The sequence below is a fragment of the Roseibium sp. RP-7 genome (assembly GCF_053005225.1).
In genome coordinates this window covers 2,080,036-2,106,668 of the sequence record NZ_JBRKQA010000001.1, presented here as the reverse complement: position 1 = coordinate 2,106,668, position 26,633 = coordinate 2,080,036, and the positions used below count along the sequence as shown (strand labels likewise).

At 58.2% G+C, this 26,633-nt stretch carries 25 protein-coding genes; 10 read left to right on the top strand and 15 right to left on the bottom strand.

The window, feature by feature from the left end; genetic code table 11:
* Window positions 1–76: 76 nt before the first annotated feature.
* Together ACVDG9_RS09590 and ACVDG9_RS09585 are read right to left on the bottom strand one after the other, a co-directional pair.
* Window positions 77–475: an ArsR/SmtB family transcription factor gene (locus tag ACVDG9_RS09590; protein WP_447237843.1), complete on the bottom strand. Its 399-nt coding sequence runs from the start codon at window positions 473–475 to the stop codon at window positions 77–79.
* Between the two features lie 243 nt (window positions 476–718).
* On the bottom strand, window positions 719–2,314 hold the full coding sequence (locus tag ACVDG9_RS09585; RefSeq protein ID WP_447237842.1) for a LysM peptidoglycan-binding domain-containing protein: 1,596 nt from the start codon (window positions 2,312–2,314) through the stop codon (window positions 719–721).
* A 243-nt stretch (window positions 2,315–2,557) separates the two neighbouring features.
* Between ACVDG9_RS09585 and ACVDG9_RS09580 the strand changes: the two genes are divergently transcribed.
* A complete protein-coding gene (locus tag ACVDG9_RS09580) occupies window positions 2,558–3,193 on the top strand; it encodes an LOG family protein (protein ID WP_023003926.1) in 636 nt (211 codons plus the stop codon).
* A gap of 125 nt (window positions 3,194–3,318) precedes the next feature.
* Window positions 3,319–4,572: a GGDEF domain-containing response regulator gene (locus tag ACVDG9_RS09575; protein WP_055653596.1), complete on the top strand. Its 1,254-nt coding sequence runs from the start codon at window positions 3,319–3,321 to the stop codon at window positions 4,570–4,572.
* A 40-nt stretch (window positions 4,573–4,612) separates the two neighbouring features.
* On the opposite strand, the gene rarD is transcribed toward ACVDG9_RS09575, so the two are convergent.
* The 5 genes from rarD to cysS form a co-directional block, all read right to left on the bottom strand.
* Entirely contained in the window at window positions 4,613–5,518 is a 906-nt protein-coding gene (gene rarD, locus ACVDG9_RS09570) for an EamA family transporter RarD (protein WP_055653595.1), read from the bottom strand.
* A gap of 40 nt (window positions 5,519–5,558) precedes the next feature.
* On the bottom strand, window positions 5,559–7,154 hold the full coding sequence (gene cimA, locus ACVDG9_RS09565; protein WP_168687103.1) for a citramalate synthase: 1,596 nt from the start codon (window positions 7,152–7,154) through the stop codon (window positions 5,559–5,561).
* A 32-nt stretch (window positions 7,155–7,186) separates the two neighbouring features.
* Window positions 7,187–7,684: a GFA family protein gene (locus tag ACVDG9_RS09560; protein WP_447237841.1), complete on the bottom strand. Its 498-nt coding sequence runs from the start codon at window positions 7,682–7,684 to the stop codon at window positions 7,187–7,189.
* Window positions 7,681–8,175 carry a GFA family protein gene (locus ACVDG9_RS09555; protein ID WP_447237840.1) on the bottom strand — a complete coding sequence of 165 codons (495 nt, stop codon included), beginning with the start codon at window positions 8,173–8,175 and terminating at the stop codon, window positions 7,681–7,683. Before ACVDG9_RS09555 ends, ACVDG9_RS09560 begins: the two co-directional genes overlap by 4 nt.
* A 162-nt stretch (window positions 8,176–8,337) precedes the next feature.
* Window positions 8,338–9,753 (bottom strand): cysteine--tRNA ligase, encoded by a 1,416-nt coding sequence (gene cysS, locus ACVDG9_RS09550; RefSeq protein ID WP_447237839.1) that lies wholly within the window; start codon window positions 9,751–9,753, stop codon window positions 8,338–8,340.
* A 439-nt stretch (window positions 9,754–10,192) separates the two neighbouring features.
* On the opposite strand from cysS, the gene ACVDG9_RS09545 reads away from it, so the two are divergent.
* The 3 genes from ACVDG9_RS09545 (at window position 10,193) to ACVDG9_RS09535 (ending at window position 12,641) form a co-directional block, all read left to right on the top strand.
* Window positions 10,193–11,800: a L,D-transpeptidase family protein gene (locus ACVDG9_RS09545; protein ID WP_447237838.1), complete on the top strand. Its 1,608-nt coding sequence runs from the start codon at window positions 10,193–10,195 to the stop codon at window positions 11,798–11,800.
* Window positions 11,801–11,939: 139 nt separating this feature from the next.
* The gene (locus ACVDG9_RS09540; protein ID WP_023003917.1) at window positions 11,940–12,128 is read left to right on the top strand and encodes a hypothetical protein; all 189 of its coding nucleotides are present in this window, start codon (window positions 11,940–11,942) and stop codon (window positions 12,126–12,128) included.
* A 171-nt stretch (window positions 12,129–12,299) separates the two neighbouring features.
* Window positions 12,300–12,641, top strand: a complete 342-nt coding sequence (locus ACVDG9_RS09535; protein ID WP_152506968.1) for an ArsR/SmtB family transcription factor — start codon at window positions 12,300–12,302, stop codon at window positions 12,639–12,641.
* Between the two features lie 9 nt (window positions 12,642–12,650).
* On the opposite strand, the gene ACVDG9_RS09530 is transcribed toward ACVDG9_RS09535, so the two are convergent.
* The gene (locus ACVDG9_RS09530) at window positions 12,651–13,763 is read right to left on the bottom strand and encodes a LysR substrate-binding domain-containing protein (protein ID WP_447237837.1); all 1,113 of its coding nucleotides are present in this window, start codon (window positions 13,761–13,763) and stop codon (window positions 12,651–12,653) included.
* Here ACVDG9_RS09530 and ACVDG9_RS09525 point away from each other — a divergent pair.
* Window positions 13,747–14,031 (top strand): DUF4242 domain-containing protein, encoded by a 285-nt coding sequence (locus tag ACVDG9_RS09525; RefSeq protein ID WP_209169024.1) that lies wholly within the window; start codon window positions 13,747–13,749, stop codon window positions 14,029–14,031. The genes ACVDG9_RS09530 and ACVDG9_RS09525 overlap by 17 nt on opposite strands.
* 2 nt (window positions 14,032–14,033) lie before the next feature.
* Window positions 14,034–14,678: a glutathione S-transferase family protein gene (locus ACVDG9_RS09520; RefSeq protein ID WP_447237836.1), complete on the top strand. Its 645-nt coding sequence runs from the start codon at window positions 14,034–14,036 to the stop codon at window positions 14,676–14,678.
* Window positions 14,679–14,705: 27 nt separating this feature from the next.
* On the opposite strand, the gene ACVDG9_RS09515 is transcribed toward ACVDG9_RS09520, so the two are convergent.
* A complete protein-coding gene (locus ACVDG9_RS09515; protein ID WP_023003912.1) occupies window positions 14,706–15,221 on the bottom strand; it encodes a CreA family protein in 516 nt (171 codons plus the stop codon).
* Window positions 15,222–15,357: 136 nt separating this feature from the next.
* The gene (locus ACVDG9_RS09510; protein WP_447237835.1) at window positions 15,358–16,608 is read right to left on the bottom strand and encodes an MBL fold metallo-hydrolase; all 1,251 of its coding nucleotides are present in this window, start codon (window positions 16,606–16,608) and stop codon (window positions 15,358–15,360) included.
* A 370-nt stretch (window positions 16,609–16,978) separates the two neighbouring features.
* Here ACVDG9_RS09510 and ACVDG9_RS09505 point away from each other — a divergent pair, with 370 nt between their 5' ends.
* The gene (locus tag ACVDG9_RS09505; protein WP_077290135.1) at window positions 16,979–17,479 is read left to right on the top strand and encodes a MarR family winged helix-turn-helix transcriptional regulator; all 501 of its coding nucleotides are present in this window, start codon (window positions 16,979–16,981) and stop codon (window positions 17,477–17,479) included.
* Between the two features lie 136 nt (window positions 17,480–17,615).
* Window positions 17,616–18,956: a DUF2865 domain-containing protein gene (locus tag ACVDG9_RS09500; protein WP_447237834.1), complete on the top strand. Its 1,341-nt coding sequence runs from the start codon at window positions 17,616–17,618 to the stop codon at window positions 18,954–18,956.
* Here ACVDG9_RS09500 and gltX read toward each other — a convergent pair.
* The 5 genes from gltX to ACVDG9_RS09475 all read right to left on the bottom strand — a co-directional run bounded on the left by gltX (window position 18,919) and on the right by ACVDG9_RS09475 (window position 25,622).
* A complete protein-coding gene (gene gltX, locus ACVDG9_RS09495) occupies window positions 18,919–20,280 on the bottom strand; it encodes a glutamate--tRNA ligase (protein WP_447237833.1) in 1,362 nt (453 codons plus the stop codon). The genes ACVDG9_RS09500 and gltX overlap by 38 nt on opposite strands.
* Before the next feature lie 52 nt (window positions 20,281–20,332).
* Window positions 20,333–21,550, bottom strand: a complete 1,218-nt coding sequence (locus ACVDG9_RS09490) for an MFS transporter (protein ID WP_075281526.1) — start codon at window positions 21,548–21,550, stop codon at window positions 20,333–20,335.
* Between the two features lie 178 nt (window positions 21,551–21,728).
* Window positions 21,729–23,396, bottom strand: coding sequence for an NAD+ synthase (locus ACVDG9_RS09485; protein WP_062489086.1), 1,668 nt, complete (start codon window positions 23,394–23,396; stop codon window positions 21,729–21,731).
* 144 nt (window positions 23,397–23,540) lie between these two features.
* On the bottom strand, window positions 23,541–24,074 hold the full coding sequence (locus tag ACVDG9_RS09480) for a response regulator (RefSeq protein WP_082809771.1): 534 nt from the start codon (window positions 24,072–24,074) through the stop codon (window positions 23,541–23,543).
* Between the two features lie 165 nt (window positions 24,075–24,239).
* Window positions 24,240–25,622 carry a class II 3-deoxy-7-phosphoheptulonate synthase gene (locus tag ACVDG9_RS09475; protein ID WP_023003903.1) on the bottom strand — a complete coding sequence of 461 codons (1,383 nt, stop codon included), beginning with the start codon at window positions 25,620–25,622 and terminating at the stop codon, window positions 24,240–24,242.
* A 278-nt stretch (window positions 25,623–25,900) separates the two neighbouring features.
* Between ACVDG9_RS09475 and ACVDG9_RS09470 the strand changes: the two genes are divergently transcribed.
* Entirely contained in the window at window positions 25,901–26,632 is a 732-nt protein-coding gene (locus ACVDG9_RS09470; RefSeq protein ID WP_168687116.1) for a VIT1/CCC1 transporter family protein, read from the top strand.
* The last annotated feature ends 1 nt before the right edge of the window (window position 26,633 follow it).

Here is a 26,633-nt window from a genome sequence, read left to right as displayed (position 1 = left end):
CCGAAGGCTTATGCGGCGGGGTCGCTGTCTGATCGGTCACACAAAATCTCCAGGCCGCGGAAGGCGGCCACTTGGGTTAGTCTGAAGCGGAAAACACTTGCTCACCGGCTGACTGTCCTGCCTGGTCCGGCTGCGCCGCGTTCAGGCGCTCCCAGAAGTCCTTGGTCCGGCACTCCGCCAGACTGAGCACTTGCCAATTGAGCGCGTAGTGGCAATTCCTGCCTCGCGTGTCACAGCACAAGAGCCCGGCGTCCTTCAAAACCTGCAAATGCTGAGACACGGTCGACTGAGCCAACGGCAGGTGACTGACGATCTCACCGCAGCAGGCGCCCTGACGACTTGCGAGCTGCTTGATGATTGCCAGCCGGGCCGGATGTCCAAGTGCACGGAAGATAGCCGCGAGTTCCTCGCAACTTGCCAGACCTTCCTTGGAGGTCATGCAATTTCCACCGGCCGGCAGATCCGTCCCGCTCATGGGGCGGTTTCCTCATTCACGATTGTTTGTTTCATCGTTGATATGCGATGAATCATCAAAAAAACAAGGGGCTGATGCAAAAAGGCAGAGGATCATTCCGATCCCCTGCCTTCATTTATGACATTCGACCAAGGCGTAACTGACAGAGATAAGCAGCGACAACAGCCGAGAATTTATAAATGCCCATGGCCGTTTTCAGACGTGCCGACAACGGCCGAAGTGCCGACAGAGGCCGGTGTCACCTCAGCCGTTGTTTTCGTCTGGTTTCGGCCAGCTCAGATCGCCTTCTGGTGTCAGGAACACTTGCCCCGGGTAAATCAGATCAGGATTGCGGATCTGTTGCTGGTTGGCCTTGTAGATCGTCGTATAGCGAACGCCCTCTCCATAAAGACGCCGGGAAATCCGCCACAGGTTATCCCCCTTGCGGATGATCACGACGGGAAGAGACTTTTTCACTTCCGCGCCCTGGCCATCGGCTCCAGCACCCTCACCGCTTGCGACCACCTTGGTCAGCACAATCTGCTTGTCCTGTTCCTTTTCAAAGGTAACGGCTGCACGGGCGTCGACCGAGCTGCCATCCTCACCGATCAAATCGGCGCGAACCTCGACATTTCCTTCAGAAATATTCTTGCCGCCTTCAATCAGCCACTTCCCGCCCGAACCGACCTTAGCCTCGCCCTGAAACTCGTCGCCGACGTAGACACGAACCGATGACCCAGGTTCGCCGGTACCGGCAACAAAGACCTTGTCCTTTTCGGATTCCACGGCTTCCACGGTCACCGTCGGCGCATCCGGTGCTGCTGAGGGAACATCAGCCGGTTCATTCTGGCCGGCTTGCGCAACGTCTGCGCCACTGTTCTGTGTTGCTACAGCTGCCGGCACTGCCCCTGATGACGTCGAAGCAACTTCGGTTTCTGCTGAAGCCGCCTGTCCCGATGCCTCAGCCGTTGAAACGGCGGCACCATTGCCGGCCGTTTCCGGCTCCGTGGTGCCTGTTCCAGATGAAGTGGTGTCGGCAGACGCAACAGCGGTCTGCTCAGAGGTACCGGCGGGCTGTTCGCTCGACTCCCGGGAGGCCGTCTGCTGGCTTGCAGAGGTCCCTGCGGCAGGTTCCGCAGCAGCAGTTTCAGTTGCGGACGTCGACCCGGAGGCCTCGGTGGCGGTGTCTTCTGCAGAATCCGTTGTCGCAGCTGTTTGTGAACCTTCGCCAGTCGAAGTGATGGAAGCCACCTGCTGCTCGGTCTCAGGCTTTTGCAAGACGTCCGACGGACCGTCAGGCGTGTTCAGAACCACAAGGGGTTGTTCCTTGCCGCCTTCCGGCAGTGAAACGGCAAGCCGTTCTTCGGACGTGGCAATCGCTTTGCCGGTATCGTCATGAACTTCCAGGCCAACGTCATAGTCGCCCGGCTTCAACGGCTCATCCAGAATGATGGTCCATTCACCGACCTCATTGGCAATGCTCTTGCCGACAACCTTGCCGTTGGCAGTCAAGGCAACAATAGCGCCTGCAACAGACCGGCCCGCAACGACCGTTTCACCAGTCGGCTCAACGCCGACAACGTCAAAACTTGGGCCTGCGCTTGCCGTTTCCGCGGCAGGCGCCTCATCTGACGCATCAGCCTTATCTGTTTCCGCCGATTGCGTCTTTGTGCCTGTATCAGAGCCTGCAGCCTGTTCGGTCGTGGCACTTTCGCCGGAGACCGATGGCGTCGCGGCAACTTCGGGACCGCTCTGGAAAGGCAGACGCCCCGTATCGCGATAGATGTAGCCCGTCACGAGAGCGGCCAGCCCAACAGGCACGGCTACGATCAAAGTCCAGATGAGTGTCTTGTTATTCATTGTGTGTCCTGCCGGGAAAGCAGCCAGGCGATGCGGCGCTTTCCAAATCCGTTCCCCTGTTTGCGCCCTTTCGGGTGCTGCCTGTCTCAGCCGAACTCCTGACCTTGATGGCCATGTTTCCTTTGCCGTCGGCTCTTCTTCAGATTGTGGTTCATGCATAGCCGTCTTTTCCAGGCGCGGCAAGAAAACCCGGTTCAGAACCAAGGCCTTTCAAACAGAATGCTTGACCTTGTGGCAATCTGAATGCCACATCTTTGCGTCATGAATACGGTTTCTCAAAATCAGCTTACAAGCGTCTGTGTTTACTGCGGGTCCAGCTTCGGTTCGGACCCTGCACACGAGGCATCCGCCACCCGTCTGGGCCAGCTAATTGCCGAGGCTGGCCTTCGACTTGTCTATGGCGGCGGCTCTGTCGGTCTGATGGGAACCGTGGCCAATGCCGCCCTCGAAGCCGGCGGCAAGGTGACGGGAATCATTCCGCGTTTCCTGGAAAAACGCGAGGTGATGCTGGACACCCTCGAAGACCTGATCGTCACGCAGGACATGCACGAGCGCAAACACCTGATGTTCGAGAAGGCCGACGCCTTCATCGCGTTGCCCGGCGGTATCGGCACTCTGGAAGAAGCCGTCGAAATGATGACCTGGGCCCAACTCGGACAACACCGCAAGCCGGTGGCACTGGCCAACCTCAACGGCTTCTGGTCGCCTTTGCTGGAACTTCTGGATCATATGCGGGCACAGGGATACATCCGTCCGGACACTGAAGTTCCTTATCTTGTTGCCCGATCCGTGGACGATATCCTGCCAATGCTGCGCCGCGCGATCAACGGTGAACCCCTGCCGGCACAAGAAGCATGCGCCTCGGTAACAGATCTCTAAAACTCTACTGAGTATAGAGGTTGGGAATACGTTCCCATGACTGTGAATATTGGAACCAAATCGATTTGCAGTCTGAGGAGTTGAATAGTACCGTCGCACGAAACGCAGGAAGAACAGGCCACTAAATGCAAACTACCCTTCTTGTTGAAGATGCGGCGTTTTTCGAGAAGGCAATCGTCAAGAAACTGCATGAGGTCGGCCGCCACCAGATCATGGTGGCGCGTAGCTACGAAGAGGCAGAGAACTGCCTCAATCTGCCTATCGGTGAACCTGACCTTGCTCTTGTCGACCTGACCCTACCAGACGCCCCCGACGGCGAAATCGTCGATCTTTGCGAGAAGTGGAATATTCCCACGATCGTCTTCACCAGCCGCTTCGACCCGAAAACCCGAAGCAAGTTCCTGGAAAAAGGCGTTATTGACTACGTCCTGAAGGATTCTCCCGGCAGCCTGAACTATGTTGCGGACCTGATCCGGAAACTGGCGCAGAACCCCAAGATCGGCATTCTCATTCTGGACGATTCCGCGGTGGAGCGGGACGTGATCTCCAAGATCGTCGGCAAGCACCTTTACAAGATCTATCAGGCCAGCTCTACGGACGAAGCCCTCCAGACCCTGAAGGATTACAAGGACATCAAACTTGTCCTGGCGGACTATTTCATGCCCGACAAGGACGGCTTTGCCTTTCTGAAAGCCGTCCGCAGAGTGCATGACCCGGAGAAAGTCGGTGTCATCGGCATGTCGTCCTATGCCAATCCGGACAACCGGGTGCGGTTCCTGAAATACGGTGCAGCGGATTTCGTCGACAAGAACTGCCCTCCGGAAGAGCTGCTGCTGCGCGTGTCGCAGAACCTCGATTACATCTACCGGATCGAGGAACTCAACAACATGGCGATGCGGGACTCCCTCACGGGTCTCTACAACCGCCGTTACCTTCTGGAACAGGCCACCAAGGCAATCGCGACCTGGCCGGTGTCCGAAGGACGTGCGCATTGGCTCGCGCTCCTCGACCTGGATTCCTTCAAGGCAATCAACGATTCACTCGGCCACGATTTCGGCGATGCGGTTCTGATCAGTTTTGCCCGCCACATGATGAAGCTCGCAAAGGAAGACGATATCGTCTCGCGGCTCGGCGGCGACGAATTCTGCATCGTGTTCCGGGACAAGGAAGAAGCCGAGGTTGTCGACGGACTGCAAAACCTTCTGGACAACGTTCTGGCCTCGCCCGTGCGTCACGACGGCGAGGAACATCTGATGAAGACAAGCGTCGGCGTCGCCCCGCTCGAAAGCGGCAGGTTCGGCGATGCCCTGAAGACCGCCGACCACAGGCTTTATGCCGCCAAACGCAGTGGCCGCGGCCAGCTGGTTTCTTCGGACTGACCGCATCTTCCACAGTGCTCTGGCTGCGACTAACTCAGTTTCAGCTCCGGTAGCGCCGCCAGCTGTCGTAGGTAAACACCACCAGCGCAGCCCAGATCATGCCGAACGTCATCAGCTTGGTCGGGTCCAGCGGTTCGCCCCAGATATAAATCGCCATCAGGAAGTGCATGGACGGTGCCATGTACTGCATAAGCCCCAGCATGAAGAGCGGCAGCCGCCGGGCGGCTGAGGAAAAACAGATCAGCGGCAAGGCCGTGACAATGCCCGTCCCCACGAGGGCGAGCAGAACAGGCGGATCGTTCAAGACCATTGCGTCGACACCCCAGCTGAGGCTCAACAGCATGTAGCCGGCGGCGAGCGGAAACAGCACAAGCGTTTCCACGAACAGTCCCGGCGTTGCCTTCACGGGCGTCACTTTTCGCACGTAGCCGTAGCCTGCAAAGGAAAACGCCAGCACCAGAGACACCCACGGCAAACCGCCTGCCAGGATCGCTTGCAGAACCACCGCAATGGCGGCAACGCCGACAGAAATCCCCTGCCAGGTCGTCAGTTTTTCCCTCAACACGAACAGGCCAACCAGAATGCTGACCAGCGGATTGATGAAATAGCCGAGCGAAATATCGAGCACGTGATTGTTGGAAATTGCCCAGACGAAGGTCAGCCAGTTGACGGCAATGAAAGTGGCAGACGCCGTCAGCCCCATGAGCACCTTCGGCTGGCGGAATACCTCGCGCACTTCCTGCCAGCGGCCGCGCGAATAGAGAAACAGACCGACAAACAGCACCGACCAGAGTATCCGGTGAGACACCACAAGATCTGCTGGCACGGTGTCGGTCAGTTTGTAATAGGCCGGGAGGAAGCCCCACATGCCGTATGCCGCCAGGCCAAACAGAAGGCCCTGACGGAATTCGGCATTCGCTTCGGTGCTGGTCACCGTCTGCGACATGGCATTGCCTTTCTGGCGCCCGAAAGGCGCGTGACCAGGATCAGGCCACGTTGGCTTTCATCAGCGCGAATGTAATGGAGTCGACCAGGGCCTGGAAAGAGGCGTCGACGATGTTGGAGGATACCCCGATCGTGAACCAGCGCCGGTGCGTGACTGTGTCCTGGCTTTCGATCAGAACGCGCGTGACAGCGCCCGTGCCACCATTGAGGATGCGCACCTTATAGTCAATCAGTTCCAGGCCGTCGATGGCAGACTGGTATTTGCCCAGATCCTTTCGCAGTGCCATGTCCAGCGCATTGACCGGGCCGTTGCCTTCAGCAACCGACATTCGGGTTTCGCCGTCGATATCGACCTTCACCACGGCTTCCGAAACCGTGACCAGATCACCGATTGCGTTGAACCGGCGCTCCACCATCACGCGGAAGGATTCGACAGCGAAGTAACGCGGCACCTCGCCCAATTCCCGGCGCGCAAGCAACTCGAACGAGGCGTCGGCAGCCTCGTAGGCATAGCCTTCGGCTTCCCGTTCCTTGACCTTCGCCAACAGTAGGTCAAGACGCGGGTCTGACTTGTCGACTTCGATGCCCACCCGGGCCAGCTCTCCCAGAAGGTTGCTCTTGCCGGCCTGGTCGGACACCAGCACCCGCCGCTGGTTGCCGACACTTTCCGGTGCGACGTGTTCATAGGTCTGCGGATCCTTCAGGATTGCGGAGGCATGAATACCGGCCTTTGTGGCGAAGGCGGTTTCGCCAACGTAGGGGGCCTGCCTGTCCGGCGACCGGTTGAGGATTTCATCGAACGCATGGGAGATTGAAGTGATCTCCTTCAACTGAGCGTCGCTGACACCGATTTCGAACCGATCGGAGAATGCCGGTTTCAGCTTGAGTGTCGGGATCAGGGTGATGAGGTTGGCGTTGCCGCAGCGCTCACCCAGACCGTTCAAGGTTCCCTGGATCTGCCTTACGCCGGCATCTACTGCCGCCAGTGAGTTGGCGACCGCGTGACCGGTGTCATCGTGGGTGTGGATGCCGAGATGCGTTCCGGGAACAACCTCCTGCACCTTGGTGACAATGTCGAAGATCTCGTCGGGCAGCGTGCCGCCGTTGGTGTCACACAGAACGATCCACCGCGCGCCTGCATGGTATGCCGTGCGGGCACAATTGAGCGCGTATTCCGGATTGGCCTTGAAGCCATCGAAGAAATGCTCGCAGTCGATCATCGCTTCCTTGCCGGCAGCGACGGCTGCGGTAACGGTCTCGTAGATCGAATCGAGGTTTTCCTCGTTGCTGCAACCAAGCGCGACCCGGACATGGTAGTCCCATGCCTTGGCCACGAAGCAGCAGGCATCGGAACTTGCGGACAGCACGTCCTGAAGCCCCGGATCGTTCGCGGCCGACCGGCCAGCGCGCTTGGTCATGCCAAACGCGGTGAACGTTGCCTTGCGCGTCCGCTTTTCACTGAAGAACTCACTGTCGGTCGGGTTGGCTCCCGGATAGCCACCTTCGATGTAATCGACGCCAAGCCGCTCCAGAAGTTCGGCAACCACAACCTTCTCGTTGACAGAGAAGTCGACCCCGCTGGTCTGGGCGCCGTCACGCAATGTCGTGTCGAAAAGAAAAAGCCGTTCCTTGGTCATATCCGTATCCTGAGCAGCGTCGGGGCTGTCTTTTATTCGTTGTCATTTGCCCCGGTGCGAACCGGTGGCCAGGTTTCCGTGTCGTGATCGGGGTGCTGGAACGAAACGAGCGACGCCAGAAAAGGCGCTGCCTCCATATCGTCTTCCGTCACCCTTTCGGGAATTTGAGCCATGCTGTCGGCATAAGGCAGCTTTGCCTCGACGCCGAACTGGATGCTGGGCGGGATTTGCGATGGATCGTCAAAGGTCCCGATGGCCAATGCAATGCCATCCGGCGCTTCATAGGTCAGCGGCGTACCGCAATCGGCGCAAAAGCCCCGGGTTGCGTGATTGGAACTCTGGAACTGCTTCAACGATCCACGAGTCCAGACAAGCCTGGAAGTTTCGGGAACACTGACCAGTGGCGCGTAAAAGCCACCAAAGGCCTTCTGGCACATGCGGCAATGACAAATGGAAGCCTCGCCCAATGGCCCTTCCACCTTGAACCGCAAGGCACCGCACTGACAGCCGCCGGTATGGATCTCCGTCATCCGCCCCTCACTTCCCAATGATCCGTGTCATGATCGGGATGCTGATTGTTGGTTGCCGTGACATCATTGATCCCACCTGGCAGGTCGTCCCGATTTGACTGCGTTTCGTTCAGTTCGAAAAGATGCCTGTAGAACGACACTCGCCCCTCGACACCGGACTGTTCAACCGGCGTGACTGCGGCAACATCGTCCAGGCTGCCGTGGGTAAAGGAAATGTGGTCGTCGCCAATCGTATCAAAGGCCAGAGGCGTGCCGCAGGTTCCACAGAAACCCCGGCGGACAGGCTTGGAAGAGTGGAACCAGGAGGGTTCGCCGCGGGTCCATTCAAAATCGGACTTCGCAGCACCGATCAACGGCAGAAAGAAATTCCCCGATGCCTTCTGGCACATGCGGCAATGACACAGATGCGGATGACCGACCTCTCCCGTCACCTGGTAACGCACGGCGCCGCACTGGCAACCGCCGCTCAGCTTTTGAACATTATCGCCCATCAGAAACTCTCCCTGCCGTGTGATCGGAGAAAGCTGCTTCAGCACCGCCGCGCCGAGCCGCGGAAAAAAGCCCGGTAACTTGCGCCTTACTCTCCTTTTGCGAGGAAGATGTCCGCGCTAGCAGACAGAGGAGGGTATCCCGTCTTTCCGCCCGGCTCCGTCTCACCGCTTGACCTCCCAGGTAGTAACGCGGGCGCCGGTTTCTGAGTCTTTTGAATCCTTTAGAAGAATTCCCTGAGACGTCAGTTCATCGCGGATCGCGTCAGCTTCGGCCCAGTTCTTGGCATTGAGGGCCTCCAGGCGTTTTTCGATGGCTGCCTGAATGCCGGCCTCATCAACGCCAGACAAATCCGCCTTGACCGGATGAACGCCGAGGAGCGCGGCAGATGCCGAGTAAACATCCAGCTTGGCAGGGTCCTTGGAAGCCTCGACGGCGAGCGCGTGGAGCGCCTGAATGGCGCCTGCAGTGTTCATGTCGTCCAAAAGGGCATCAAGCACCTCGGCGGCAGGGGCTGCATCCGTTTCGACAGGATCCGGCCAACGGGCCAGAAGGTTTTCCGCTTCTTCAAGCTTGCGTTTGGAGAAGTCGATCGGCTCTCGATAGTTGGTCATCAACATGGCAAGGCGCAGCACTTCGCCCGGCCACATGCGGCCGCCGAAACTGTCCGTTTCCAGAAGCTCCTGAATAGTGAAGAAGTTGCCCTCGGACTTGGACATCTTCCGGCCTTCCACCTGCAGGAAGCCGTTGTGCATCCAGTAGTTGGCCATGACCTTGGTGCCATGAGCGCAGCGGGACTGGGCGATTTCGTTTTCGTGGTGCGGGAAGATAAGGTCCAGCCCGCCACCGTGAATGTCGAACACTTCACCCAGATGGTGCGCACTCATGACAGAGCACTCGATGTGCCAGCCCGGACGCCCCCTGCCCCACGGGCTGTCCCAGCCGGGCTCTTCTTCAGAAGACAGTTTCCAGAGCACGAAATCTCCGGGGTTCTTCTTGTGAGCATCAACCGCAATGCGAGCCCCGGCCAGCTGCTCGTCCAGCTTCCTCTTTGACAGGCCGCCGTAGTCGGGCATGGACTGGGTGTCGAATAGAACTTCACCGCCCGCCTGATAGGCGTGTCCCTTTTCGATCAGCGCCGCGATCATCTCGACCATGCCGCCGATATGCTGGGTTGCGCGCGGCTCGATGCTCGGCTCCAGCACACCCAGAGACCTGATGTCCTTATGGAACTGGTCCGCAGTCTTCTGCGTCACCCGGGCAATGGCTTCATTGAGCGGCAGATCGGGAAAGTCACGAAGTGCGCGTGCGTTGATCTTGTCGTCAACGTCAGTGATGTTGCGCGCATAGGTGACGTGGTTGGCACCATAAAGATGGCGCAGAAGCCGGAAGAGCACGTCGAAGACGATGACCGGTCGCGCGTTACCGATGTGGGCAAAGTCATAGACGGTCGGTCCGCAGACGTAGAGACGCACATTCCCGTCATCGATCGCCCGGAAGTCCTCCTTCTGGCGCGTCAATGTGTTGGTGAGCTTCAAGCCCTTGAAAGTGCCGGATTTCTCTGTCTCAGCGGCGCTCATGTCAAACGGTCTCCTGGCCGGCTGGCCGGGCGGTCCGTCTCAAAGGAAATTTTGCCAAGAGGGAACGGCCACAGCCAGCGGTGTCGCTAGCTGCAAATAATGGTGATCGAAATGATGTTCCGTGTGGCCGTCATCATGGAGCGCTTTATGGACCGGAAAACAGAACCCGGTCAAGGCTGCAGTTGCCGCCGAAACGCCAATTTCCGTGCCTTGTGGCCCCAACGCGTCACTCCCACGAGCGATAACGGATCGCGCGCTTTTCCTGTCGCGGCAACAAACGGGATCGGCTTTGCAATGGCAAGGAAGCTTAACGCAGTTCAATTATGCGCAAGATGCACTAGACTTTCCCCGTTGGGAATCAGAGGGGGTATTTCCGATGGGAATATTTTGCACGTGCCGTAACAGACATCTTGGTCTTCTTTTCACTCTGGCAGCGTTTTTGTCCGGACCACTTTCGGCACCATATGTCCAGGCACAAACCGCAGCACCGGCGACCGGCGAGACCCAGGTCGTTCCGCCCCCTGTTTTCGAGGAACCGCAGACGCCGATCGCCAGGGCCATTCAGGCGCAAGTTTCTACGAACCTGCCCGAAGGTCTTGCACTCTATTATGGCGAACGCGCTTTCGCACCGGTCTGGTTCAACGAGAATGGCCTGACGGAAGACGCTCATCTGACCATTGCCGCCATGGCGGCGGCGAACGACCATGCGCTCAACCCCAACAATTACGATCCCCTCGGCTTCATAAAGCGTTCGGAAACTTCCCAGAGCGAGCAGGAATGGGCCCAGTTCGATCTGGACCTGTCCGTGCAGTTCCTGCGCTATGCGACCCACCTCTCCTCCGGCCGCGTTCAACCCAACAAGGTCAACAAGGCGCTGAACGTGTTTCCGGATCGGCCTGATCCGAAAGTGCTTTTTGAAAATGCCGAACAGGCCGTGGACTTCGGTGCCTTTCTGGAAAGCCTCGCACCCCAGACCGACAATTATGCCCGCCTGAAGCGGCGCCTTGCCCAATACCGGGAGAAGGCTGCTGCCGGCGGCTTTACCCAGGTTCCGGATGGTGAGGTTCTGAAACCAGGCATGAGCGATCCGCGCCTGGAAGTTTTGCGAACCCGGCTCATGGAAGAAGACATTGTCGTTGCCGGAGATCACACCGGTGATGTCTATGACGGCGCCCTGGTGGAAGCCGTCAAGCTGTTCCAGGAGTACCACGGCCTTGAAACCGACGGTGTCATCGGCAAGGCGACAATTGCCCAGCTCAACATTCCGATCCAGGAAAAGCTCATCCAGATGGAGCTCAACATGGAGCGGCGGCGCTGGATGCCGGATGATCCGGGACAGTTCTACGTCTTCGTCAATCTGGCTGACCAGAACCTGAAGGTGGTGCGGGACGGAAAGACCATTCACACGGCGCGGGTCGTTGTAGGCAAGCCCTACCACGCAACGCCGGTGTTTTCCGACCGGCTGGAATATGTGGAAATCAACCCGTACTGGAACGTGCCCTACTCCATCGCGACGAAGGAGTATCTGCCGAAACTCAAGCAGAACCCCACGGCGCTCAGCAACAAGAGCATCCGGATCTTCCAGGAAGGCAACGAGGTCGCGCCGACACAGGTTGCCTGGAACAGCTATTCCGGTGGCAATTTCCCGTTCCGGCTGCGCCAGGACCCGGGTGAGGACAATGCGCTTGGTCGCATCAAATTCATGTTCCCCAACCAGTTCAACATCTACATTCACGACACCCCGTCGAAATCCCTGTTCACTAGAGCGGAGCGCGCCTTCAGCCACGGCTGCATTCGCGTATCGGATCCTTTTGCCCTGGCGGATGTTCTTCTGGTCGATTCCAACGCCACTCCAGGTAAATGGGAAGCCATTCGCGACAGCGGCGAGCGTACGGTCGTCAAAACCAAGGTCGAAATCGACGTGCACCTCACCTACCTGACCGCGTGGATGAACAAGGACGGATCAACACATTTCAGAAAAGACATCTACGACCGCGACAAGGTGCTGCTGGAAGCGCTTCGCAGAGCGATGACAGAGAACCTTTAGATGCATAACATACTGTTCTAATTGAACTTTACTTCCGTTTAGATATCTGAACGGTAGCTGAATGCGGCACTCAGCATGGGTTCAAGCCGGCCCCACTAATCTCCAGTCAATCGAAACGGATTGCCATCTGGAGTTACCCATGCTGAACCGCCTCTTCGTCATCTTCTTCCTGGCCCTCATCCTGGGTGGCCCTTTTGCAGCCATCATCGCAATCACCGACGGCACCAAGGCGTTTGGCCAGGAAGCCCAGCAAAAGGGCATGTGCCTGACCACCGGCACCGGCTGCGGCAACGGGAATATCATTGTCACGGTGGCCAGTCGGATATAAAAGCGCGCTCGCAGGCATTGCGGGAACCGGTGAACGTTCACCTGAAAGCGCGTGTACCTTCAAAGTTGTTTCCACTTGAAAAGAGTGGGAATCTTGTCTGAGATTGGTCGCACACAGGACATTCCAGCCTCTTTGCTTGCAGTTTACTCCGATGTTTGGCAAGGTTGTCCCATGGACTACAAAGCACTTGAAGATAAAGCAGAATCCGCGGCGGAATTCTTGAAGATGATGGCATCCGCGCCGCGATTGCTGTTGATGTGTCTTGTCCTCGACAACGAACGCAGCGTTGGCGAACTGGCAGAAAAAACCGGCATGCGCATGCCGACCGTCTCGCAGCAGCTCGCCCTTCTGCGCGCGCAGGGTCTCGTCACGACCCGCCGCGAAGGCACGACCATCTATTACCGGCTCGCCAGCGAACCGGTTAGGGACATCATGTCCGTGCTTTACAAGAACTTCTGCGCGGATGCCGAACTGCCCGGCCCAATGCAGCTGGAAGCAATGGACGCGGACTGACCTGCAAGGTCAGGCTTCTTTCAGCTCCAGCAAATCTCTGACATTTTCCCGGAACGCGGCAGCCTGCTCGATAGCCCAGTCGCAGAACCGCCTTTGCTGCGGCCGCATTACACGGCCACTTATTGACAAGAGCCGGTAACGATAGCCTGTCTGAACATGTTTTGCGGGACCAAAGGGCATTATCAAGTGCCCGCCAACCAAGGCGTCAAACGCTTCCGTGACACCGCAAAGCACAAGGCCCTGGCCGGACAGGGCTGCTTGCATTCCCGAACTGATCCTCGAGAAGCGTACCCCTGAGACCTTTTTGCCCGTAGTGACGCTGAAGGTTAGCGACCAGTCCTGCCAGCTTGCCCATTTGGGATCAGGTGTCCTGTTGTCCAGATGCACAAGAGGCACATCAGCCAGGCTTTTCAGCTCTTGCGAAACACCATAATGGTCCGCGAACTGCGGCGTGCAAACCGGAACAACATAGTCGCCGAAGAGATCGATCGCATCCAGCCCCGACTCAGGTGGCGGACTGTAGCGAATTGCGAAATCGAAGCCGTCGGCAGCAAGATCGATCCGCTTGTTTGATGCATTGAGCCTGAGATCACCCCCAGGATTGAGACGATAGAAGTCCGAAATACGCGGCGTAAACCAATTTTCGGCGAAGGATTCAGGAAGCGTTACAGAAACCTGGTTGGCGGTGCGCACCCGCCTCAATTCCATCAAGACGTCATCGAGAATGGACAAGCCGCCTGTCAGTCTATCCTTGACGCGTAGTGCTTCATCCGTCGGCTTGGCCCCTGTCGAACTGCGCAAAAACAAGGTTCTGCCCAGATAGGCCTCAAGTCCCCTGATCTGCTGGCCGACCGCTGCTGTTGTGACGCCAAGTTCTTCCGCCGCAGCCCGGAACGTTCCTGTCCTCAGCACGGCCTCGAAAGCTCGTAATGCGTTCAGATGCGATACTTTCATACGCCTATTACTAAAGATTTTCTTTTCACGTAGCGAGACAAAATGAGCTGACCTTCCGGAAAATCGGAGCGATCCTGTCATCTGCAAACCGACTGACCTTGTCACGAGGGAAGAAAAAGTTTCGCCCATCTTCCACGGAAGGACTACCAGGATGAAGAAGTACGTCATCGAACGAGATATTCCCGGTGCCGGCAACATGAGTACCCAGGATCTCGCAGCAGCCTCGCGGAAATCCAATGAAGCGCTGGCAGAATTGGCACCGTTCATACAGTGGCAACATTCCTACGTTGCCGGGGACAAGACCTTCTGCATTTATCTGGCAAAGGACGAAACCACGATCCTTGAACACGCCCGTCGCAGCGGTTTTCCAGCCAACAACATCACCGAAGTGGCATGCGAAATCGATCCGACCACTGAAAACAGTAAAGGGGCGTGAACATGCTCGCTCCCTACACCCTCTTCTGGGAACGTTTATCCGGCGCCATCGCACCACAAGTCATGCTTGAAGAGCTGGATGTCAGTCATTGTCTTGTTCATGTTGACATGACAGCAGGCGATCATCGGCAGGAAGCGTACCGGTCACTAAACCCCGTGATGCGCATTCCTGCGCTCCGGTTGCCGGATGGCAAGGTCATTGGCGAAAGCTCCGCAATAATGCTTGTCCTCGGCGAAGCGCATGCCGGCTCCGACCTTGTCCCCGCACCGGACGATCCCGACAGGCCGGAATTTCTGTTCTGGCTGACATCCATGGCCGCGAACGGTTACCCGATTTTTTCCCGTGCCTGGCACCCCGAACAATTCACCACCAACGCCGAGGCCAACGAGAGTGTCCGGCGGCGTGCGGAAAGCCATCTAGCGGAGTTTTTCGCTGTCATGGACGGTGCTATTGCCGGCAGCCCCTATTTCTTGGCACGTGGCTTCAGCGCATTGGACATCTATCTGGCGATGCTGAGCGAATGGTCTGCGGACCGTCAGGCCTTGTTTGAGGCCAATCCACACGTCGGAGAGCTTTGCAGGGCTGTTCGGGAAAGACCGGCCTACAGAAAGGTGCTGGAAATGCACACTGCTCCCTTGGCCGCCTGACGCCCGAACAACAAATACCAGTTGGCCTCAGTCCTGGACGAAATCACCGCATTTCGGGGGCTGCTGATCTCCCCAGGGCATCAACGGCACGGTTGAGGTCGAGTTTTTAGGGCTGCCTTCAATCAGCTTGTCGGAATAGACCAGATAGACGAGAACGTTTCGCTTGGCATCGCAGCCACGGACGATCCGCATTTTCTTGAACATGAACGAGCGACGCTGGCGGAACATTTCCTCGCCCTGTTCGAAGTTCTCCTTGATGGTGACCGGGCCAACCTGACGGCACGCCAACGATACGTCAGAGACTTCTTCCGCAACGCCGAGCCAACCGGAAACGCCGCCTTTCTCCGGAACCGTGAAGTGGCAGGAGACACCGTCGACAATCGGATCGTCTATGGCGTAGGTCGCCAACTTGTGGTCGGGCGTCAGGAACTTCCAGACGGTTGATTTCTTGAAGATCAGATCAGGCTCATCCGCCGCAAGAGCAGCGCCCACGCCTTGCAGCAGCAAAGATGCGCCAAGAGCGGCGGCGACCAGAAAACGCATTAGAAATCCTCCAGATTTTCAACCGCCCAACATGTGGGGATCACGAAAGCGCGATCAAGCGTCAGACGAAAAACAAAGCGCGCGCCCATCAGGCGCGCGCCTCATAACTTCATCTTACCGGGTTTTCGACGCGATGTTAGCGGGCGTCTTCAAGAACCTTGTCTGCGGCCGCCTTTTCTTCAGGAGCCGGTGTATCCGACGGCTTTTCGTCCTCGACGATGTCCTCGGCCGATAGATCCATGTCTTCGCTGTCTTCCGGCTGCTCTTCTTCAGAACCGAGTGCAAGCGAGGCAGCAAAATCGCTGTCCGAGACGAGATCGGATGCTTGTGCTTCTCCGCCCGTTGCCGAAGCCTCTTCCGAGACGTCCGACGCGGGCGCATCGGCGACAGCCATTTCCGCCGCAACCTGCTCCGGTGCCCCCTCACTCAGGCCGGCTGTTCCGTCCAGGGCATCGTAAAGATCGGCGATCCGTTCCCGTGTCCATATCTGGGGCTGGTCGAGGCCAAGAGCTTCGTCGTAGGCCCGGGCAACGCTTATGGGCAGATGAAATTCAAAGTCGGCCTTCGAGCCGAAACGGGCAGCAAGCGCGTCACGAACAGCCTGGAAAGTATCCTTCAGACCAAGGCTCTGCTCGACACATGCAGCTGCCGCGTCCCGCAAGGTCACGACAAAATCACGGGTGGTTTCAACGGCCGTTGCCACGGCTTGCGCACCGATGGCGGATTTCCCGCGTCCCGGCATCAGCGCAGTCGGACGAAACGCCGTGATGCGGTCGAGCGCGCGCGGCCAGTCGGCCAGATGGGCATCTCCGCAATAAGGAACAGCGGCTTTCTGAACCAGATCTCCCGCGAAGATCACGCCACTTTGCGGAACCCATACGACCAGATCGCCCATCGTATGGGCGCGGCCCAGATGCATCAGCCGGACGTCCAGCCCGCCAAGGTCGATGGTCATTGAAGATGCAATGGTCATGGACGGCATGCTTACACCGGTGTTGCCGGGTAGTCCGGCGAACAGTGCAGCATCCCGCTCCCGGGCCACGCGGATTTCCTCGACGCCGCGCGTTTCCATCATCCGCCTGGTCAGATCGGAAGCAATGACCTCGCCCGGCTCGAATGCCAGGGCACCAAGTGTGTTGTCTGAATGGAAGTGCGTCAGAACGACCTGTTTGATCGGCTTGTCCGTGAGCTCGCGAACCTTCTGCAGAACCTTTTCCGCAAGGGCCGGCGTTGCCTGGGCATCGACAATCAGAACACCTTTTTCGCCGATGACCACACCGGTGTTGGAACAGCCATCCGCGCTATAGGCATAACAGCCGCGTCCAAGCTCTTCGAACCGTTCGTTTTCACCCGGAACGGCTTCGGACCTGTTTGTCATCTCTACCATAACGGTCTCGCTTTCCTGCCAGATGTCTGACTGCCTGTTTCGGCCTGCGCGAACTTTGCCGCGCTTTTTCCTGTTGACTGAAGCGTCTCAGTTTCGGTGTCTGATTCGCAATTTTTCACGCGCCAATTCCTTAACTATTCTCTCTTTATCAACAGATAGGTCAGCTCTTTCGCCGTATTTTGACTGCACCTGACAAAGCTCTTCGCCATACTTGCTTTCAATCCTGCTACTTTTTCGTAGCTGCCCGGGGTGTCTTTCCGGGGTTATTCAACCGGATATACTTGCTAGTCACAGAAAATGGCCGGATAACGGCATTGTTCATCTGCCTGCTCAATCAGGCTTAACGAATCTCCAAGGCGTCGACTTATCCATGTCCGATCAGCAAGGGTCCAAATCCACTGTTTCCCCAGGCAAGGTACCTTCCAAACCTGTCCTGAAGCTGAGCGCATTCCTGCCTTACAGGCTCAACCATCTGGCCGAGACCGTCAGCAGGTCCTTTTCCAGAATCTATGCCGACACCTACGGTATCGGGATTCCCGAATGGCGGGTGCTTGCCACTCTTGGCGAATACAAGGCCATGACCGCACGAGATATCAGCCAGGCAACCTCCATGCACAAGACCAAGGTCAGTCGGGCTGTCGCCGCCCTGGAAAAGCGCGACCTTATTGTGCGCGACAAGAACAGGGACGATCAGCGGGAACAGACCCTGTGCCTCTCTGACCAGGGCAATGCCATGTACGAAGAAATTGTCCCTCAAGCCCTCGCCTACAGCAAGAGCCTGGAAGACGCGCTGACAGAGGAACAGAAATCGGTCCTGGACGAGATTTTCGACCGTCTGCACGAGGCCACGCGATCCGGGGAAAACGACTGAAATCCTGCGTGATCCTGCCGCTCCGCCATTAACCTAACGTGAGAGCTTTCATTGCTATTGATAGGTCCAGCAGCGATAGTGCCGAGGTCGGTTTAGGGCCGATACGGCGTGGCAAAAACGCTGTAGGGGATGGGTGATGAGACGTAGCTGGTCTGCCGGGTCCAAGGTAATGGCACGCGCTGTCGCGTTTGGTGTCGGGCTTGTGCTGTGCGCACATACTGTGAGCGCGGCCACCTGCTCCAGCCTGAAGGCTGAACTGCAGCGGCTGGAATCGCGTTCGACGGCACAGTCTCCCGCAGCCCAGAAATGGACCACCGCCAAATCCCAGCAGCAAAAGGCCATCAATGCCGCAGAACGGGATGCAAACTACTTCGGCTGCGCTTCAAACGCATCCCCCAAATGCAGTGGTCTAAATGACAAGATCAAGCGCATGAAGGCCAACCTTTCTGCAATTGAACGTCAGCTTGCGAAGTCCGGTGGCGGATCGTCGAAGAATGCAAAACGTGCAAGGCAGATCCGGGCCTCGCTGGCAAAACAGAAATGCGATGCCTCGACCCGCGAAGCACGACAACAAAATGCCAGCGGTGAGGACAAGCCGAAGTCTCTCCTGGCCCGCATCTTCAACCCGCAGCCGCGCGTCGAACTTGCCTCCGTAACGACGGGCGACCGGGAAATCGCTTCGGTGCGCCGGCAAGCTCGCAGCGAAACCAAACGATATTCCCTGCCTTCCGGTGGCGCATTCCGGACCGTATGTGTCAGAACCTGCGACGGCTATTTCTTCCCGGTAAGTTTTTCGACGGGCAAGAGCCAGTTTGCCAACGACGAAGCAAGATGTTCGGAAATCTGTCCGGCTGCGGAAACCGAGCTATACGTCTATCGCAACCCGGGTGGCGACCAGGCCCAGATGATGTCTCTGGCCGGCAACCTCTACTCCGAACAGCCCTTCGCCTATCGCTACAAGAGCGAATTCGTTGAAGGCTGCAGTTGCCGGGCAACCCGGCAATCGAAGGCACAATCGGCGTGGACGGATCTCAGCACCGGTTCGGGAAACAGGGTATTCTTCACCGACATCAGCGCCGGCCTACCCAGGCGGACACTTCAGCCAAGCCGCGGTGGAACCTACGAACACGAAGAAGACCTTCCCTCTCCGCTGACCAGAACTCCGCTGACCAGAACGCAGCTTCCGCGCTTTGAAGATCCCGACACGCTCATGAACATGGAAAAGGGCTTCGACGTGTCGGCGCGGCTTGATCTCGCCGCGACACGACTTGAGCGCGACGAGGACAAGGTTGCTTCAAGTTCCGGTTTCAAGGACGGTTTCCCGGTCCTGTCGATCCATTCCCCCAAGGAAACGGATGACGAGGAACTGGCGGCTTTTTCGCCTGTGTTCAAGGCAGAAGACGACGGTTTTAGCGCAGCGCCGGACCGAAAGGCCCCTGTCAGGGTAGTCGGTCCAGAATATTTTGTCGCCCAATAAGCGGCAGCAAGGCCTTCATGTCCGGACCGTGATCCATCCCGGTCAGCACCCTGCGCAATGGCATGAACAGGCCACGACCCTTACGGCCGGTTTCAGCCTTCAGAGCAGACGTCCACTCTCCCCAGGTCTCCAGGGTGATGTCGCCCTCGGGCAGCAAGGCCTTTGCACCTGAAACGAATTCCTGGTCTTCGGCCTCGATGCGGCTTTCCACGGGACCCGTGACGACCTGCCAATAGGCACGCGCGTCGTCAACTGTTTCGCAGTTGCCACGCACGGTATCCCAAAAATCAGCGCCCCCACCGATGCCCATTGCTGCAAGACGGCTCTCCACCGCCTCGAAGGGCAGATCATGTACGAGGCGCGCGTTGAGAGACTTCAGCTCTTCCGGATCGAACTTTGCGGAGGATCGCGAAACGCTGGTCAGGTCGAATTTCTCGATCAGGGCATCCATGGATGCAACCGGCTCGACTGCCTGACTGGTTCCGGTCAAAACGGCCAGGGAAGCGACCGCCATTGGCTCAAGCCCGGCCTCGCGCAGCGAACCTATAGACAATGCCCCCTTGCGCTTCGAAAGACCCTCGCCATCGATCGTCGTCAGGAGGTTGTGATGACCGAATACCGGCGGCTTTGCCCCCATCGCCTCGAAGATGGCAATCTGGACGCCTGTGTTGGAGACGTGATCTTCGCCGCGGATGATGTGGGTCACATCCATGTCGATGTCATCGACAATTGAGGTGAAGGTGTAGAGATACGAACCGTCCGCACGGATCAGAACCGGATCGGACATGGAGGCCAGATCGATCGTCTGGTCGCCGCGGCACAGATCCGACCAGGCGACATCCGTACGTCTGGTTTCAAACGGGTTTCCGTCGTGGTTCGGCAGGACAAAGCGCCAATGCGGCTTGCGGCCTTCGGCTTCGAAAGCCGCCCGCTCTTCGGCGGTCTGCTTCAGGCCTGCACGGTCGTAGACCGGAGGTCTGCCGAGCGCTCGCTGGCGCGACCGGCGGCGTTCCAGTTCATCCGGAGTTTCGTAACACGGGTAAAGCAGGCCCGCATCTTTCAGCTTCTGCGCCGCGGCATCGTAGTTGGCGATCCGGTCCGACTGCCGCTCCTTCAGGTCCGGTTCGATCCCGAGCCAGTGAAGGTCAGTCTCGATGGAATCGGCATATTCCTGCTTCGAGCGGACGAGGTCCGTGTCGTCGAAACGCAGGATGAACCTGCCGCCCATCTTCTTGGCAAAAAGCCAGTTGTAGAGCGCAGGACGGATGTTGCCGATGTGGATATGGCCGGTCGGCGACGGCGCGAAGCGAACAGTGACGGTCATGGCGATGAGTTAGCCGGGGTTGAACCGGACGGCAACCCCAAACTACCGGACCTTACGAAGAATGTTCGGAAGACCGGTAGGTGCGCGACACGAACCCGAGCACACCGCAGAAAACGAGGCAGTAGCCCCCCATTGCCATGACTTGCAGGTCGAACGAGACACCTTTGTCGATCAGCCAGCCGACGAGACCCGGACCGGCCGCGGAAGCAAACACCATCACCGAAAACGCGACAGACCGAATGGCCCCCATGTGCCGCGTGCCGTAAACCTCCGGCCAAAGCGCGCCCACCAGCGTGCTGTTGAAACCGTTCGAGATGCCGACAAGCAGCATGAAAACGAAAGCAGCAGCTGGCGCGTGGAAATTGGCCAGCACGAAACAGGCCAGTGTCAGGGGAACAAGGGTGAATGGCAGCAACTGACGCGCGGAAAACCGGTCGATCAACGGACCGATCACCAGGGATGCACAGACCACGCCGGAAGCCATCAGCAGGAAGGCGCTTGCAAACAATTCCAGCGTCCACCCTCTCAGTTCCACCAGATAGACCTGGTGGAAGAAGATTGCCGTTCCGATAAAGGCCGGCGCGTTGACACCGCAGTTGACCAGCCAGAAGCGGACATCGCGCAGCGCTTCCCCCCGTGTCCACTGGCGGCCTTCCGGTTTGGCCGAGGCAGTTTCGAGCGCGGAAGGGATGCGGTCCTTTGCCAGGAGCGTCAACAAGACCGGCAGGGCGACAACAGCCAGCACGATGGCCGATACTGTCCAGGCACCGCGCCATCCGAAGGCATTGGCCAGGACGACGAAGCACAGCGGAAACAGCGCTTCAGCCGTCGGAAAACCGAGAACGGCGATCGACACCGCCCGGCCCCGCTGCGCCGTGAACCATCGCCCGGCAGCGGTCACCGACGTGTGGGTCATCATGCCCTGCCCGCACAGCCGGAGGCCATAAAAGGCAAGTCCGACCATCCATACGGAAAACGTGTTGGCCATCGCCAGGCAGAACAGGGCGAGACCTGTCATCACCACCGCTGCGATCTTCTGTACCGGGAAGTGATCCAGGCTGCGACCGACATAAGGCAGGGTCAGGGCACTGCCGAGGGTCGCCACCATGTAAAGCAGGCCAATGTCACCGTGACTGAGACCGAACTCCGCCCTGAGGTCCCCCGCCGAGAGCGAGATGAAAAACGTCTGCCCGAAGCCGGAAAAGACCGCGAGAAGGTAACTGGCGGCAAGCCAGCGGGCGTTTTCACGCAGGAAGGAGAAATAGGTCATCGAGGCAAAAGCCCACTTTCAACAAACAACTGACGATCCACAAAACAACCCACCCCGCGGAAGCGCGAAGCGCTGTCTCGAAGGATGAGGCGGCAGCTTTCTGCCACGCCCGTTCAAATTCAAACGATCAGATTCTGCGAAACAGCAGCCAGGCAAGCACTTATGAATGCCCTGCCCTTCAAGAGCGATCGCGGAACCTGTTGGTGATGGGATATCGCCGGTCCTTGCCGAAGTTGCGCTCGGTGATCTTCACCCCCGGAGGCGCCTGCCGGCGTTTGTATTCGGCAATATAAAGAAGATGTTCGATCCGGTGGATCAGTGCCCGGTCGTGACCGCGTTTTTCAATGTCGCCCACCGACATCTCGTCTTCCACCAGACATTCCAGAATGTCGTCGAGAACATCGTAAGGTGGTAGGGAATCCTGGTCGGTCTGGTTTTCACGCAGTTCGGCAGTCGGCACCTTGGTGATGATATTGGACGGAATAACCTCTCCACCCGGACCAAGCAGCCCTTCCGGCAAGTTGGCATTGCGCCATGCGGCCAGATGATAGACCTGCGTCTTGTAGAGATCCTTGATCGGATTGTAGCCACCGTTCATGTCGCCATAAAGCGTGGCGTAGCCGACCGACATTTCCGACTTGTTGCCGGTGGTCATGACCATGCGCCCGAACTTGTTGGAAACTGCCATCAGGATGACACCACGCGCACGCGATTGAAGGTTTTCTTCGGTCGTGTCTTCGGTCGTGCCGGCAAACAGATCGCTCAGTGCCGACCTGAAGCCTTCAACCGGTTCGGAAATCGGCACAGTGTCATAGCGGATACCCAAAGCGTTGGCGCAGGCGGCCGCATCGGTGATGCTTTCTTCCGAGGTATAGCGATAGGGCAACATGATCGCATGGACCTTGTCGGCGCCGAGCGCATCTACCGCCATTGCCGCACAGATGGCCGAGTCGATACCACCGGAAAGACCCAGTACGACCCCCGGAAAGCCATTCTTGGTGACGTAGTCTCCAAGGCCCATGACGCAGGCCCGCCAATTCGCCTCATCGAGTTCCGGAAGCCTTGCAAAAGTGCCGTTCTCGCAAACCCAGGTCTCACCCTCGCGCTTCCAGTCACTGATACCAAGAGCAGCTTCAAACTGAGGCATCTGGAACGCCAGCGAGCGATCGGCATGAAGCGCGAAAGATCCGCCATCGAAAACAAGTTCGTCCTGCCCGCCAAGCTGGTTGCAGTAGATCAGCGGCAATCCGGTCTGGACCACACGCGAAACAACCACCTGCAGACGGTGCTCCGCCCGGTGTTCCCAGTAGGGAGAGCCATTGGGAACCAGCAGCAGCTCCGCGCCGGTTTCCTCCAGACACTCGCAAACCTCGTCGTTCCAGATGTCCTCGCAGATCGGCAAGCCGATGCGCACACCGCGGAAGTCGACAGGTCCGGGCAAGGGGCCTGCAGCAAAAACCCGCTTCTCGTCAAAAACGCTATAGTTGGGCAGGTCGTACTTGTAGCGAACGGCCTTGATCTCACCCTGGTCCAGCAGCAGGGCTGCGTTATAGACTTTGCCTTCCTCGCTCCGCCAGGGAGACCCCAGCACGATGCCCGGGCCGCCATCTGCGGTTTCACCGGCAAGGGTTTCGGCCGCTTCCATGCAGCGCCTGACGAAAGCCGGTTTCAGAACAAGGTCTTCCGGCAAATACCCGGCGAGCATCAGTTCGGAGGTCAAGACAAGGTCGGCCCCTTGAGAGGCGGCCTCCTGACGGGCCTTTCGAACGAGCTCTGCGTTGCCGGCCACATCGCCAACAGTCGGGTTTAGCTGCGCGACAGCCAGTCTGAAACGGTCTGAAATCATCGGAAAATTACCAGGAAGTGACATTGCTTTCTGGTGTAGCCGCTAGATCGGCGAACGTCCAATCTGAATTTGCATACGTCCAGAAGTAGATTTGCCGGCACCTGTCAAAAGCCCGGTCGTGATGGGCCATGCCCGTAGGCATCGTCAGAGTAAGGCGAGCCCGGCTTGATCGGCTGAAGGGTCCGATGCTGCCGTGGACGAGATGTCCGTGACATTCAGTTTGCGCAGCGGCTGCTGATGCCCGGGGCCGAGAAGACCTTTCGAGCGCCCATGCATCTCCTGCCGTTCAAGGATTTCGCCGATGTGACGATACAAGATGGCAGGAGCGATCGGTTTGGCGACGAACCCGTGAATACCGATCTCGATGCCTTCCAGAATTGTCGCGCGCTTTGCATGGGCAGTCACGATCAGAACCGGCGTGGTGCTGACCACAAGGTCCCTGTCGGCACGAAGGATGCGGAGAAACTCATTGCCGCCAAATGGGCTCATCACCCAGTCGCAAAGCACAATGTCCGGCTTGCGGTCAACGACCATTTCCAGGGCTTCCGCACCATCGCTGGCTTCATAGGCCGAACGGATGCCGAAGCCCGCCAGCACGGAGCGGAGGATCGAGCGCATATGGGGATTGTCTTCCGCAATCAGGCAGGAAACCTTCGTCAGATCCCACTTATCGCGCACAACTCAAACTCCCCACTACACCCGTTTCCCTAAAAAGAAGGTATGCGCGTCGAGCGTTAAGCGAGGCTTACCTCAGGGCACGTTCATCCGGAAAATTCCGGAAAAAACGCAAAAGGGCGGCAAATGCCGCCCTTTCAGATAACGCAACGGAAGAGGCAATCCTCTTTATGCGCTTGCCGCAAGCGGCTCGACCTGCCGGCCGTCGCGTTCCTTCTTCAGGTTTTCCGCGATCAGGAATGCAAGTTCCAACGCCTGATCCGCATTGAGGCGCGGGTCGCAATGGGTGTGGTACCGGTCGCCGAGCTGGTCCTCGGTCAGGGCGCGCGCCCCGCCCGTGCACTCGGTCACGTTCCGGCCGGTCATTTCGATGTGAACACCACCGGCATGCGTGCCTTCCGCACGATGAACCGCAAAGAAGGCTTCCACTTCTTTCAGGATCCGGTCGAATGGACGGGTCTTGTAACCGCCAGCGGAAATGGTGTTGCCATGCATCGGATCGCAGGACCAGACCACCGTCTTGCCTTCCCGCTCGACAGCGCGAACGAGCTGCGGCAGGTGGTCGAACACCTTGTCGGCGCCGAAGCGGGCGATCAGCGTCAAGCGGCCCGGTTCGTTTTCCGGGTTCAGGATGTCGATCAGCTCCAGCAGGCCATCCGGTGACATGGACGGGCCACACTTGAGGCCGATCGGGTTCTTGATACCGCGGAAGAATTCCACATGGGCATGGTCCGGCTGACGAGTCCGGTCGCCGATCCAGATCATGTGGCCGGAAGTCGCATACCAGTCACCCGAGGTGGAATCGACGCGCGTCAGGGCTTCTTCATAGCCAAGCAGCAGAGCTTCATGGCTGGTGAAGAAATCGGTCGACCGAAGCTGCGGAACGCTATCGGCGTTGATGCCGCAGGCCTTCATGAAGTTCAGCGACTCCGAAATGCGGTCGGCCAGTTCCTTGTAGCGATGGCCCTGCGGGCTATCGGAAATGAAGCCGAGCATCCAGCGATGAACCTGGTCGAGGTTTGCGAAACCGCCCTGCGCGAAAGCGCGCAAAAGGTTCAGCGTGGCTGCCGACTGGCGGTAAGCCATGGCCATGCGGCCCGGATCCGGGATACGGCTTTCCGGGGTGAAATTGATGTCGTTGATGATGTCGCCGCGGTAGCTCGGCAGCTCGACGTCACCCTTCTTCTCGAAATTGGAAGAACGCGGCTTGGCGAACTGACCGGCGATCCGGCCGACTTTCACAACCGGCTGGCTGGCGGCATAAGTCAGCACGACGGCCATTTGCAGGAAGACGCGGAAGAAATCACGGATGTGGTCGGGATGATGCTCGGCAAAGCTTTCGGCACAGTCACCGCCCTGGAGCAGAAAACCGTTGCCCTGCGCGACATTTGCCAGCTGGCTCTTCAGCGCACGTGCCTCACCTGCAAAAACCAGCGGCGGATAAGTCGACAGGCGCTGTTCAACATCCGCCAAAGCCTCTTGATCCGGGTATTCCGGAACCTGCAAGATCGGCTTCGATCTCCAGCTGTCCGGGCTCCACTTCTCCGCCATACTTCCTACTCCTCACTGGACCCGCAGGTTCGTTTCACACCCTAGATCACGCGGTCCGCGACATTTTCGTTCGTTTGGGCCTGCCAATTGAAGGCAAACGTGCGGCCTTATACACTTCATGGGCCGCCAAGGCCACAGGGCAATCCCCCAAAATATACCCTGTTTTAAGGATCATTTTCGCCACTTCTGCGTGGACACGAAATCCTTGCCTTTGAGGCGGATCATTGCGGGTGGTGATCCAGGGGGGCATCGTGTGTGAAATCATACAGGATGACCTCATGCCGACACCTCGTCTGGAGCATAGCCACAGGCCCGATGACATCGCGAACCGGCTCGCTTCAGGACCGGACGCAAGCTACCTGAGAGACTGGGTCTATGGCGGCATAGACGGCGCCGTCACCACCTTTGCCATTGTGGCAGGGTCTGTCGGCGCGGATCTTTCTCCGACGATTATCCTCATCCTGGGAGCTGCCAACCTGTTTGCCGACGGGTTTTCCATGGCGGCAGCCAACTACACCGGTTCCAAATCCGAAATCGAGGATTACGCCCGCCTCAAGGCGGTCGAGGAAAAGCACATCGCCGTGGCACCAGATGGCGAACGGGAAGAAATCCGGCAGATTTTCCGCGCCAAAGGTTATGATGGACCAGACTTGGAAACCCTGGTCGAGCTGGTTTCCTCCAACAAATCCATCTGGATCGAAACCATGATGCAGGCCGAATACGGTCTGTCGAACACGGCGCGATCGCCAATGAAGGCAGCGCTTTACACCTTCGCCGCCTTTGTTCTGTTCGGCTCGATCCCACTGCTGCCGTTCGTCATTCCGGTGCCAGCCAGTGCAGAAACCGCGACAATCCTCACGATACTCGCCTTTTTTACCATCGGCTCCCTGAGGGCGCGCTGGTCGCAGCGGCATTGGTTTTCCTGCGGGCTGGAAACAAGCGCAATCGGCACCCTGGCCGCGGGCATCGCCTTTGCGGTCGGATACGGCCTGCAAACGCTGCTCGGCTGAC